This window comes from Acinetobacter sp. YH12040 (assembly GCF_013420005.1).
GTDB lineage: Bacteria > Pseudomonadota > Gammaproteobacteria > Pseudomonadales > Moraxellaceae > Acinetobacter > Acinetobacter amyesii.
The window spans coordinates 1-12,141 of sequence record NZ_VOZB01000023.1 but is presented as its reverse complement, the minus strand read 5'-3'; the positions used below and the strand labels follow the sequence as shown (position 1 = coordinate 12,141).

The 12,141-nt window shown below is 35.3% G+C and carries 12 protein-coding genes and 2 pseudogenes; 7 read left to right on the top strand and 7 right to left on the bottom strand.

Going from position 1 to position 12,141, the window contains the following annotated elements; genetic code table 11:
• The coding region (locus FTT99_RS16080; RefSeq protein ID WP_180124656.1) for an IS5 family transposase at nt 1–359 on the top strand (359 nt) is incomplete at its 5' end.
• 343 nt (nt 360–702) lie between these two features.
• Here FTT99_RS16080 and FTT99_RS16075 read toward each other — a convergent pair.
• The 3 genes from FTT99_RS16075 to FTT99_RS16065 form a co-directional block, all read right to left on the bottom strand.
• The gene (locus FTT99_RS16075; RefSeq protein WP_180161666.1) at nt 703–1,212 is read right to left on the bottom strand and encodes a plasmid replication DNA-binding protein; all 510 of its coding nucleotides are present in this window, start codon (nt 1,210–1,212) and stop codon (nt 703–705) included.
• Between the two features lie 78 nt (nt 1,213–1,290).
• A complete protein-coding gene (gene repM, locus FTT99_RS16070; RefSeq protein ID WP_180161665.1) occupies nt 1,291–2,214 on the bottom strand; it encodes a replication initiation protein RepM in 924 nt (307 codons plus the stop codon).
• 1,168 nt (nt 2,215–3,382) lie between these two features.
• Complete coding sequence (locus tag FTT99_RS16065) at nt 3,383–4,549, bottom strand: MobA/MobL family protein (RefSeq protein ID WP_120368315.1); 1,167 nt, start codon at nt 4,547–4,549, stop codon at nt 3,383–3,385.
• Between the two features lie 304 nt (nt 4,550–4,853).
• On the opposite strand from FTT99_RS16065, the gene FTT99_RS16060 reads away from it, so the two are divergent.
• Nucleotides 4,854–5,612: a hypothetical protein gene (locus FTT99_RS16060; RefSeq protein ID WP_120368316.1), complete on the top strand. Its 759-nt coding sequence runs from the start codon at nt 4,854–4,856 to the stop codon at nt 5,610–5,612.
• A gap of 161 nt (nt 5,613–5,773) precedes the next feature.
• Here FTT99_RS16060 and FTT99_RS16055 read toward each other — a convergent pair whose 3' ends face one another.
• Nucleotides 5,774–5,938, bottom strand: coding sequence for a hypothetical protein (locus tag FTT99_RS16055; RefSeq protein WP_180161663.1), 165 nt, complete (start codon nt 5,936–5,938; stop codon nt 5,774–5,776).
• Nucleotides 5,939–6,051: 113 nt separating this feature from the next.
• A complete protein-coding gene (locus tag FTT99_RS16050; RefSeq protein ID WP_032042725.1) occupies nt 6,052–7,233 on the bottom strand; it encodes an MvaI/BcnI family restriction endonuclease in 1,182 nt (393 codons plus the stop codon).
• 14 nt (nt 7,234–7,247) lie between these two features.
• On the opposite strand from FTT99_RS16050, the gene FTT99_RS16045 reads away from it, so the two are divergent.
• The gene (locus tag FTT99_RS16045; protein ID WP_218947364.1) at nt 7,248–8,864 is read left to right on the top strand and encodes a DNA cytosine methyltransferase; all 1,617 of its coding nucleotides are present in this window, start codon (nt 7,248–7,250) and stop codon (nt 8,862–8,864) included.
• Between the two features lie 213 nt (nt 8,865–9,077).
• Here the strand turns inward: FTT99_RS16045 and FTT99_RS16040 are convergent, their stop codons facing one another.
• Together FTT99_RS16040 and FTT99_RS16035 are read right to left on the bottom strand one after the other, a co-directional pair.
• Nucleotides 9,078–9,569, bottom strand: a complete 492-nt coding sequence (locus FTT99_RS16040) for a hypothetical protein (RefSeq protein WP_180056157.1) — start codon at nt 9,567–9,569, stop codon at nt 9,078–9,080.
• A 12-nt stretch (nt 9,570–9,581) separates the two neighbouring features.
• Nucleotides 9,582–9,824 carry a tellurium resistance protein TerC gene (locus tag FTT99_RS16035; RefSeq protein ID WP_180056156.1) on the bottom strand — a complete coding sequence of 81 codons (243 nt, stop codon included), beginning with the start codon at nt 9,822–9,824 and terminating at the stop codon, nt 9,582–9,584.
• 722 nt (nt 9,825–10,546) lie between these two features.
• Here FTT99_RS16035 and FTT99_RS16030 point away from each other — a divergent pair.
• The 4 genes and pseudogenes from FTT99_RS16030 to FTT99_RS16015 all read left to right on the top strand — a co-directional run.
• A pseudogene (locus FTT99_RS16030) lies at nt 10,547–10,687 on the top strand (SEL1-like repeat protein); the annotation flags it as partial.
• A gap of 116 nt (nt 10,688–10,803) precedes the next feature.
• Nucleotides 10,804–11,223 carry a DUF596 domain-containing protein gene (locus FTT99_RS16025; RefSeq protein ID WP_180111831.1) on the top strand — a complete coding sequence of 140 codons (420 nt, stop codon included), beginning with the start codon at nt 10,804–10,806 and terminating at the stop codon, nt 11,221–11,223.
• Nucleotides 11,223–11,381 (top strand): hypothetical protein, encoded by a 159-nt coding sequence (locus FTT99_RS16020; RefSeq protein WP_180111827.1) that lies wholly within the window; start codon nt 11,223–11,225, stop codon nt 11,379–11,381. Before FTT99_RS16025 ends, FTT99_RS16020 begins: the two co-directional genes overlap by 1 nt.
• A 71-nt stretch (nt 11,382–11,452) precedes the next feature.
• Nucleotides 11,453–12,141, top strand: a pseudogene (locus FTT99_RS16015) (IS5 family transposase); the annotation flags it as partial.

Here is a 12,141-nt window from a genome sequence, read left to right as displayed (position 1 = left end):
TTTATACCGATGGAGCTTATGACACCAAGCAATGCCGTCAGGTCATTGCAGATCGGCAAGCGCATGCGGTGATTCCACCTAGAAAAAATGCGAAACCATGGAAAGATACAAAGAGTAGCTCGCTAGAACGAAATGAATTACTTCGAACAGTTAAACGTTTAGGCAGGACACTATGGAAAAAATGGTCAGGCTATCATCGGCGAAGTTTGGTAGAAACCAAGATGCATTGCATTAAATTATTGGGCGATAAACTGAGTGCAAGGAGCTTTCAAAGCCAAGTCAATGAGATTCATACATGTGTGGCAGTCCTCAATAAATTCACTGAATTAGGTCAACCACTTACCCAAGTTATGCCTTAGATTTGGCTCGATTATGGGCGCTTTGCATTTCAAATCTTTGTGCAACAAAGCCCAATTAACATAATACGCGTTATACGAAACGTAATTAAATTGTCACATTAAATCAGTAACTTACTTCACCATAAAAAGCCGATTCCCCCTCGAATGGGCTTTTTTATTGATTTTTCATGTTCCACGGATACTATTTAAGCAATGTTCCACGAGTTTGTGTAGCTCTACTCCACATTCATGGTTTTATAGAATTATGGTTTTGTAGAATTGTAGTTTTCTATAATTATAGAATTGTGGTTTTCCATAATTGTGGTTTTATGGTTTTCCATAATTATGAGAATTCATTGATCTGCTAACCATTTGGCAAGAAAAAACGGCTTAGGAAGCCACGTTTTTTAGGCTCAGGTTCAACGTGTTCAGGTACAGGAATACGCTTCTTAGGTGTTTGGATCTCACTCTGAGTCTCTGCCTGTTCTTTTGGAGCTTCAACTGCATCTTGAGGTGTCGCAACTGGTGTTGGATCTTCTACTTTTGGAGGTTTTGGGGCTTCCAGTAGGCGTTGCATCGTCTCAATTTGATTTTGATAAAAAGACTCTCGATCTTTGGCATCATCAAGCTGATTTTTTAGCATGTCTATCTGCTGTCTAAGCAGTAAAACTTCTGCCGAATTTGGACTGTCTACTTTTACAGGTTCTTTTACATCCTGTTTTTTTACAGGTTCACCAAAAATACGGATAGCTTCTGCTAGATCAATCCTATTATCAGAATTTTTACTTAAAATTCCTTTCTTTATGTTGTTGTAAATCGTTTGTCTATTGATGTTGTACAGCTTGGAAAGTTCAAGAACTGTAAGGGTTTTCATCCTGTAAACCTCTGCCTAAACTTGTAAAAACTTGTTGTCTATTAGACTGTCTAATAGACAAATGATCAAGCTTAACTTTTATGCAGGTTGGAAGCCAACTTTTTGAAGGTATGGGAATAATTCTTCAAATTTTTGAGCATTTTTGAGCATTTCTGCAATGCGTACAGCGAATTGTTCAAAGCTTTCTGTACCTTGAGAGTAGCTATTCATTTCAGGGAGTCTAGAAAGCTTATTCGCAAACAGATGGCGTTGAGAATCGGTCATTTTCGAGAAAAAATCTGAAGGATTCTTTGTCTGAATTACTTTAGTAGAGGCATCTTTTTTCTTTTTTAGAGTAAAAGAAAATCCTGTTATAGAACGTCCTTTTTTATGTTGCTCATATTCAACAATAATATCTGATGATTCGTTAATTTGTTCAATTGCTACGTGTAGAACTCGTCTTTTAAATGGTTCCATACGTGGATATTCATTTATGCCTATCCCGAGCTGTTCACGAAACTTTTTAAGTTCATATTGTGGAGTTTTTCCAATTGCTTTCCATTGCATTAAGAGCTCATATAAACGTACTGCATAAACGCTGCTAAAAAGAGATGTTTGTTTTAAATGATAACTAGTGAAATATTCTTCAAAACCATCGATTCTTGTGACATGTTCAACAACTACCCGAGTCAAAGTTACTAAAATTCTACCTTCACCTTTTCTGTAGTTAGCATCCTGAATCCAACGACTTTTCGTCAATGTGCCATCATCATTTGTAATAGTAAATTGACGTTTAAATAGAGAGTCTTCTGCTTCAATCAATGTTAAATATGCTGCATCATTAGAAACATTAAATGCTTTAGCAAAACGAGCTGCATTTAATTCTAATGGCTTACTTGAATGTAATCCTTTTCCTGTTTCTCTTGCATCGACAATTGCAAGTTGTATAACACGAGTCTCAGCAAGTGTTAGTGTTTGTAATGCTTGTACTAATTTATTTGACTTAACTACTAGATCCGACATGAGTTTTATAATTAGGCAACAAAGGAAAATTTGTTGTCATATCAGCATTATATAATACCTATGTCAATTATTTTTTGAACAATTATTGATCATAAAATAAAAATAGATTCTTTGTTTAACCGAGGAAATGTTGCCTTATGCCATGTTTCATTAAACAGAATACAAGGACAAATGAATCAAAGTAACTGAGTATTTGACAAGTATTCCCTATTGGAAAGACTAATTAGCATTAACCGAGGAAACGTTGTCTTATGCCATGTTTTGAGTCAATAAAATACTTAATATTAAATAATTTTAATTATTTATTACAAATACTTATAATTAATTAATGTGATATACCAATAATATTGTTGACCGAGGAAATGTTGTCTTATGCCATGTTTTGGGTCAATTTATCAGATCATTTCTTAGAAAATATAGCTATTAAAAGTTCATAAAAACTAAAAACAAAATTATTGATCCGAAGATTGTTTATATATTGTCCTATGCCATGTTTTTATTTTATAAAAAATATTTTAAGGCAACAAAAAAAAAAGAGTTGCCATATGCCGAGGAAACGTTGTCTTATGACCGAGGAAACGTTGTCTTATGACCGAGGAAACGTTGTCTTATGACCGAGGAAACGTTGTCTTATGACCGAGGAAAGGCTTGATGTATAAGCTTTACATAAGATCTAAAAGCATTTAAAAGCATTAAAAGTATTTAAAAGCCTAATTCATGAAAAATTGCCCTTGGTTTTCGCTACGCTCAAACTCTATTGAACTTCGCTTTCGCTCAGTTCGTTGGGGCAATTTTTAGCAAATACCTGGAATGAATTCTCTAAAAAGCAAAAGAAACTCGGAATTCGCTTCGCTCATAAGTTTTTATGCTCGCTTCGCTCGGTCGAGATGTAAATTAAGTTTGTTCGCACCCTCCGGGATGCTCTGTATCTAAATCTTAGAATCAAAGGGGAGCCTGTAATCAGGGAAAAAGCATGGCGAGAGTTTTGATTGTGTCTGTTCGCTCGTAGACACTCGCTCTATTAATAACTAAAAAAAACTGAATCAGCCTTCTAAATCTGATTCAGTTTATAAATTTCAGTAAGCAGGAATGGACGTTCCTATAATACTTACCGTTGTGTGTTCAATCATTATACTCTGACTTTTATAAATATCTATAAAACCATTATTTATGGACCACTAAAATCATAATCATCAGGTTTTGGCTTCTTCAATTCAGGTTGAATACGTTGGGGTTGTTGCTTGATCTGTTGGGTGATCGGCTGTTCAGGTTTTGAATGAACCTTAAACGCAATAGATGGGCTTGGGTAATCTTGTGCATGATTGAATTTTCGGGTCATTTCTCGTGTATTCCATCGTTCACTGTCAATGATCGGATTCTGTGCTTTAACGATTGCCACAATATCGTTTTCGAGTTCCTTTTTATTCTTTGCTTTCTTCAGTAGGTAATTGACGTAGTACATTACCTCTGGTGTTGAGTAGGGTTCATTACTACAGCTGTAAAAATATTCATGTTTTTGGTCGATTTTCTTCTGACGTTCTTCTAGTTCTCGTTCTTGATGGTTGTGTTCTCGGATCTTTTGGATCTCTGCGAGGTATTCAGGGGTCGCATTTTGGTTGCCGACACCCAGTTTAGGTTCTGGAAGGTACAAGGTGCCGTGGATCTGATTGTATTTTTCATAGCTATCTGCTGACACTTGGTTTTTGATGGTGATGTCTTGTCCATCTAGTCTGTAAGTGACAGTCGGGCAGTGTTGAGCAAGGGCATCATTGAGGTGGTTTTCCCATTGTTTGCGGATATAGATCAGAAAAGCAGAATAGTCTTCATGGCCTTCTTGGAGTTGGATTTTCTTCGCACCGCCTTTGGATGGGTCTTTTGCGTTATAGCGTTTGAAGTATTGTTCGGCTGTTCGTTCAATACCGTCATCGGCTTTCAATGAGAACATTAGGTGACAATGAGGTTGATCTTCGCCACTGATGCGCGATTTTACGTTGTGTATGGCGTATGAATGCGGATAGTTGAAGCTAGCTACATGTTTTTCTAAAAACGTCTCTATGAGCGTTTTACGCTGTTCTGGCGTGAATTCATTTGGCAAGGCAATTTCGTATTCCATGTACGCTTTGGCATTTGCTCGTTCATAGGTATCTGCTGCTTGCCAAAACTCGATGGGATCTTTCACGAAGGCAGGCATACAACGACCGGGTTCGATATGTTCGATGGTCTCATGACTGGTTTTGCGGATACCTTCGTATTGCATGAGTCTGGAAATGTAGAGGTAGTGACCTGAGGCATAGCCTTTATTTTTGCTTTTGACGCTGAAATGGTAGCTGGCCATGTTCACCTCTGGTGGCTTGGGGACCGGTTTTTATGCAGTGAAACGAAATAAAAAGCGTCCGGATTTGGAATGCCTGAATGGCTGAAAATCCGGTTAAAGGGGGTCAAGGGGGAAACGCCCCATTGCGTACTAGTTTCTTCGCGATAGCAAGAAACTGTCAAGTGCGAATTATTTAAAATAAAAATAAAAATTCTTTTCAAGAATTTTTATTTTTATTTTAAATAATTATTTTCAGACTGCCCTGTTAAATATGGTAAAACCATATCTAACAGGTTGCAGTTCTGAAAATTAGGCGGCAGGTGGTATGACTCAGGAAAAAGCAAAAAAACGTGGAAGACCAGCTAAGTTACTTCAAGTAGCAGAATTACATGATTTTGTGGAGTATCTCTTAGAAAAACATCCACGGACCGATTTACAAAATCAGGTCATTGATGATCTACAAGCTGAAGATTTTAATTTTGAGATGTTGTCTGAAGCTCAACAGATTTTAGTGAGAGAAGCATTAAAACCTTACCGTGAGCATATAAAACTAAAGACCTTATTTGATCAGCTTTCGACTTTTCCGGAACCAACTGAATATGAAACCAAATTTATTGAGTTATTTAAGTCATATAAGAATCAAGAATTAGGTAATAGTGAGCTGAATATTCTGAAAACAATGTTTACTCGATACCAGCGTTTTAAGGCTCAAGAATTACAGATGAAGGATCTTGAGCTTTATTTAACTCAGATCCAAAAAAAGGATGAAGGTAAAAAACGTAAAGCTGACAATCAACGCAAATTTGAGTTAGGTGGTGCTGTTATTGCGGCATTTAAAAAAATGAATAAAAAGATTCCAGAAGATGTGTCGCAAGTGACTAATTTGATTATAGGTAATGATAATTTTTGTGAAAAAATTTCACAGACGGATCTTTATCAAAAAGTATGCAAACATGAAGATATTTATTCAAAGAAAGTCGAATTATTTATCAAAGTATTAGATGGTTTTACGACTTATAAATATGGAGATCAAAAGCTATTTGAATATGAAGTCGAAAAGCAGAAACGGGAAAATACAAAATAGATTTCTCCAAATTTCAAACTCACGACTCCAAAATACTCCTCAAAGCTTTATGTAGTAAGGGTTTAGATTGTTCTGTATTTATTTTTTAACCAATTTTAAAACGCTCCACTCCAAAACAGCCTTCAAGGCCTTATGTGGCAAGGGTTTTGTCTATACTGTATTTAATTTATTTCTAAAAATGGAGTAGAGCGTTTGCAATATGAATGATGATATTCAGCTTCTGTAAGCACAGCAATTTCATCTGCATGTGCTGTATATTCATTCATATGTTCGAGCAATTCAGACTCTGAGAATGGAAACTTTTTCGGATTTTCAGTGTCGTTCATAGAATCATCTCCTGAGATGTTAGTTAGATCATCATAAACCAGGAACGTCTACTTTGGGATTACAGGCGAATTTCGTATAAGAGATTTTATGTTAAATCTTGATCCAAGCATGATTACAGATTGTAATGCTTTGGCTCAGGAAAAATTAGGCTTAAATGTTCTGGTTTAATCTTAAATAAGGGGCCTTTTTCACTTGTTTTACCTGTTTTATCTTTACGTTTAATTAAATGATCCATCGTAATGATTCCTTGTTCCAAAAGTACAAGGAATTGGCTTGAAACAGGGTTCTTCGTATGTGTGATTGATTTTAATGTAAAAAATTCATCACCATTTTCTATATCTGAATTAGCTTTAATCCAAAAAGTTTCGTGATGTTTTTCTAGCAATTTAGTTCTAAGAGTGTCTCCCAACCAACTCACTACTGGCCCATCTGTTATGTGTAATTCATTCAGTTGATCTTGCTCAAAATCGACCTCAAAGCCAAGACCTTGGGAATTATAACTATGTGTCTTAATCGTACAGTAAAGTTTTAAATCTTCACCACGTTGATAACCATATTTATCAACGATTTCCTTGCTACTTTTTAATGTACTGATCGACCAGTCAGGAACTTGAGCGAATAAATTTGTACGGTTTGAAATTTTATTTAAACGAGCTGCCTTTAGCTCGATCCCTTTATAATCGGGTAAAGGTGACGAGTTGATTGGAATACCCAAAGCATGTTCAATTGTTCTGCCTATAGCCGTATCATGCCGGCCTTGCATAATCGATTGTAATCGTCCTTTTTTGCTTAAGTTTTCTAATAGACCAAGTAACTCCATTGCTGTTGCTTCATAGTCTTGAATGATCTTATTTAAAAATTGGTTTTGAACTAGATCTAATTTTGAGATGTTAAACGCATATAAATCCCCTTTATCAATAACGAGTGCTAGTTCATCACCAGGGCTAGCCACATTTTTTAATCCATAAATCCAAATCCGTGGATCTCCTGATTTTGTTTCAGGACGATATAAGCTAACCTTTTGATCCTGAGAGTCTGTATCAGAGATAACCAATTGGCATGGTTTTAAAACTTTATAGTCAGTTCCTTGTTTTTGTTCAAAATAGTTATGATATTGATTTTCCTTTAGGTATGTTCTTAAAGATCCGACTGCATCCATAATGGACTTATTTAGGCCGGTTTGAGTAATGGATAACAAACCATAATCAATACCATTTTGAGCAAGATATTTTCTATTTTTTAATGAAAGTTCTGTTTGTTCTGTGCTTAGGTCAATTGGTGTTCGTTGATTCATCTTAAATTGTATAAATGCCTGGACTTTGGCTTGAGTGTACTTTAAAATTCCACGATATTTTAGACGTTAAGGCACTGTGGTTGAACTATATTGAGTTGTTTGCTGGTTGTGGTGGATTATCCCTAGGCTTAGAAGCTTCAGGGTATAACTTGATTATTGCTAATGAATTATCACCAATGGCAGCCGAAACTTTTGCTTATAATTTTTTTGATGAACATTTAGATGCACAGCATCTTGAACATACACTTTGGATTAACTCAAATTTTCCTAAAAATGAAATATCAAAAAGACTTAGAGAAAATCCTAAAACCTACCCACCTATCATGGATAGTGGCTTTAGTGATTTAGATCAAAATACCCAACTCAATAAAAAACTACTTGTTGGTAGTATTGTAGAACTCAATAAATTATTACAACAACAGCCTGAATTATTGAAACAAATACAGGATGAACATTTAGATGGTGGTTTAGATCTTGTTTCTGGTGGCCCACCCTGTCAAAGTTTCAGTCTGGCTGGATTAAGACAGTTGGGTAATGAACGAAATACTTTACCCTGGGAATTTGCCAAATTTGTGGAACTCACTCACCCTAAGTTTGTGCTTTTAGAGAATGTTTCTGGGATTTTAAGGGCTTTTAATACCGAAGTTGGACAATTCTATGCCTGGTATGAGGTTGCCAAGGCCTTTTCAAAGATCAATTACATTCCTTTATGCTTACATGTAAATGCTAAATATGCTGGCGTTGCGCAGAACCGACCACGTTTCATTCTTTTGGGTATCCGTGCAGATATTTATTCAGAAATAATTCAGAAATTAAATGAAAAAGAGCAAGAAATATTAAAACATAGTTATCAGTTTTTTGAGAAAGTTCAATTAGATACAGATTTAGAGTATGGGCATTTAAAATACTTTGATGTTGATAAGGACACAGCATTTTTTCATGATACTTTTCTAGAGCCGTTAATTGCTTACAAGGGAAAAGAGTTTTCCGTAGCAGATGCGATTCAAGACCTTTCTATCGAAAATAATCAAGAAAAATCTGAATATGTAAAAAAGTTAGATGCTCTGTTCAATCCTTTGCTGACTGCACATAAGGGGCTAAATAATTATGATCTTAGAGCGAATGGGATTCATGTCAAAAAGCGTTTTAAGTTATATCAAAATTTAAATTTGGTTTCTTCAAATACCAAAAAAGAGGTACAGCAGATTCTTAAAGGTTTGACGACTTTACTTTCTGATACTGCATTTAATGAATTAAAAAAATTAAGTTTTTTAAATGAAGATGGCCAAGCGACTAATTTTTCGAGTAAATATGAGTTGATAAAGTATTTACAGTTACATCAAACGAAGAAACAAACTCAAAAGGCTTTAGTTGCTAATCAACCAGCACCAGCAGCTTTATCTATTCCTGACGATGCTTGCCATTATTGTGATTTAAGAACACTAACTGTTCGGGAAATGGCTCGAGTACAGTCCTTTCCAGATAACTTTAAGTTTCTATCTAAAGTAACTACTGGTGGCCAAATGAGAAAGTTTGAAGTTCCTCAATACACTCAAGTTGGTAATGCTGTTCCACCCTTGTTGGGGGTTGCTTTAGGCTTAGTAGTTAAATATTTAATAAATTTGAAATAGTAGACTTCTTGCGTTAGTCAAATTTTAAGCAGCCGAAAGCTATATTTTATGAGATTTTAGCCAAGTCAAAAATTAGATAAAACTATATTTTAGCAAGAGGTCTTTTATTATTAATTTTTTCTAAAATCAACATATGACACGTTATAAGAATTTTAAAAATGGAGCATAAGGCTCCATTTTTATTGAGTTTTTTAATTTTTATGCCTGTAGGGATTACTCAGTATCAGTATAGGAAACTACTAAATCCATAAGTTCTTCTGATGGCGTACTGCAAAACTCACGTATTCTTTCAGCCACCGTTTGAGCACTTGTAAATTCTTCATCAGCATAATTATTGAAGTCAAAAAGGACTTCTGCCATACCTATTGGAAGATTTAACCCTGCTTGTAAAGCATCATAAGAATCGATATCTGAGTCACCTTGCCATTTCACAATAGCCATAGTGTATGGCGTACTTAATGGGTTATTCATATGCTCTTTGGTGATGTCCAAAGTGTCCATATAGAATCCTGCATCCTTCCACTTTGGTAAAGTCACAGCCCATCCAATAGCACAAGCAACCGTCTTACAGTCAGTGAGTAGTTGCTCATCACTTACGAAGCCAACTGAATCCTTAGATGGTCTTCTCCAAGTCCGAATATCAAATCTATTGGGATCAAGTTTGTCTAGGAAATCGGCTAATTCTAAGAGTAGATCTGTACGCATAATGTATTACCTTTAATTATTTTCAAGGAATTTCTTAGCATGACCTCTCTTCACCTCATTAATAATGTCTTCGGGAGATAGACCAGCTTTTTTTGAATGAGAAATCAGAGCTACTGTAATTGCTAAGTGCAGGGGAATCATGCCAGTACTTTTATAATTAGTAATGGAATTAGGGTTCATGCCAAGTAACGTTGCAAGATCTTTTATCGATAGATCCATTTCTAGGAGCGTCATTTGAAGCTCTGCGTAAGTCATACAGTGACTCCATTCTTTATTGTTCATATTTTAACACATATATAATGTGTATACACATTATATATGTGTTTTTACAACGGTTAGCAAATGAATGTTGTCGGTTTATTTTATAAGGTCTTAAAAATAAAAAAGCCCGACATCCTGTCGGGCTTTTTCATATCGGGTTGCTAGTCTTACTGATCTCGTGCTGCCCATTCCTTGCGCTATTTTCTTATTCTTGTTTTCTAGAAACATCCAGTTCCCTTATGTATTCATCATAGGGCTAATGCTTTGGATTACCAATCCGCAAAATCCTTAAATCTGTGTAAGTTTTAGCTTACAAAGTTGGCCTACTTTATCCCAAGAGTTGTCCGCAGAAATTGGGGATAGTTTCGGGATGTGGGGTATTGATAAGCCAGAGAAAAACGACAATTTGATTAAATATTGATCAATTTTATTGGCAGAATATATCAAAACTGAACATAAAAAAGCCGACTTGTTTCCAAGTCGGCTTTTCGGGTTTGCGCCCCCGATTTTTTATAGCATAACTTTTTGAAATATAAAACTATTTATTTTGCATTTCGTATAACGCCCATTATGTTAAATAGGCTAAAAATATACTGTAATTTTAGAGTTTTCTTTTGGATATGATATAAAAATGTACAGACCTAACAGTTTAATTTAAAAGTTAAAAATTGAATAAATTAACAAATATTTTTATGGCTTTAGGAGTATGCCTTTCAATGGAAACATTTGCCGAACCTGTTTTTTCTAATGATTTATTAGCGAAAGCTGAAAATTGAGATACTTCTGCCCAGTTAGAATTAGCTGAGATTTATCTATATGGCCATGGTGTTGATTCAGATGAAAATCAAGCTGAAATTTAGACCTCTTGCGAAAGTATTATTTTTGACTATTTTAGACTTTGATATTTATTTAAAAATCAACGTTTATCACTGATTAAATTTTGACTAACGCAAGAGGTCTAATGGAGTAGATAATGTTTAATCTAATCGATAAACAATTTGATGAATTAATGAAATCGGCTAAGTTTCAGGCATTAGATGGTATTTGGCTATCAATTAGTCGATTAGATAATGATTTAGAATTTTATGAAATTGTGGATAATAACTTTGATTTAAAAAAAACAATATTTTTCTATATTTTAGAAAAGTTAATGAGAAATGGTGATTTATTACTTGCTAAAAGCGAAAATGATGAAATTTTATATGACATACCTATCTCTGAGCAATTGGAATGGTTCAAACTATCATTCCCTAAATCAGAACGACATGCAGAGGAATTAGGGGTTGTTGATGTCGGAACTTGGCTTGTTGTTTACGATAAAGATTTTTGTCCATTAAGACCTGTTTGGGTCTATACACTTAAAAATGGTGAAAAACATTTAGAGTGGGCATAATGATTAATAAGTTTAATGTTGATCAAATTGACTATATGTTAAATTTTCAAGAAGCGAAGTATCATGATTTAGGATGGTTATGGGGTGCAATTGACAGCTTAGAACGAAATATCGGTTTACCAGTAAGTTTAATAAATAATTTTGCTTTGAAAAAATAATTTTTTTCAATATGTTAGGCTTTGTTGCACAAATCTATCTGTAAAGGCTTTTTCAGCGATATAATTTTCAAATGAAGAAGCCTACACACAAAATCTACCGCATAACCAATTGGCCCGCATATAACCGAGCACTCATGAGTCGCGGAAATATTGCCATTTGGTTTGATCCTGCTACGCAATGGTATGCGCCATCAAAAGGCAAACAAGGGCGAAATCAAACCTACTCCGACGCAGCCATCCAATACTGCTTAATGATTAAATCCTTATTTCGTCTGTCTTTACGTATGGTTACTGGCTTTGTGCAAAGTCTGATTAAACTTTGCGGATTAAATTGGAAGCTCCAGATTACACCACGCTTTGTAGAAGACAAAAGCATATTGTATTGCAATCAGCTACCAAAAAAGTAGCGATGGGCTGCATCTACTCATGGACTCTACAGGCATGAAGTTTCTAGGTGAGGGCGAATGGAAACGCAAGAAACATGGACCTGAATATCGTCGCCAATGGCGTAAACTCCATATTGGTATAGATGCCAAAACCCTGCAAATACGAGCAGTTCAGCTTACAACCAATAATGTCAGTGATTCACAGGTGCTTGGTGATTTACTTAATCAGATTCCACAAGATGAGCGGATTGACTCTGTTTATACCGATGGAGCTTATGACACCAAGCAATGCCGTCAGGTCATTGCAGATCGGCAAGCGCATGCGGTGATTCCACCTAGAAAAAATGCGAAACCATGGAAAGATACAAAGAGTA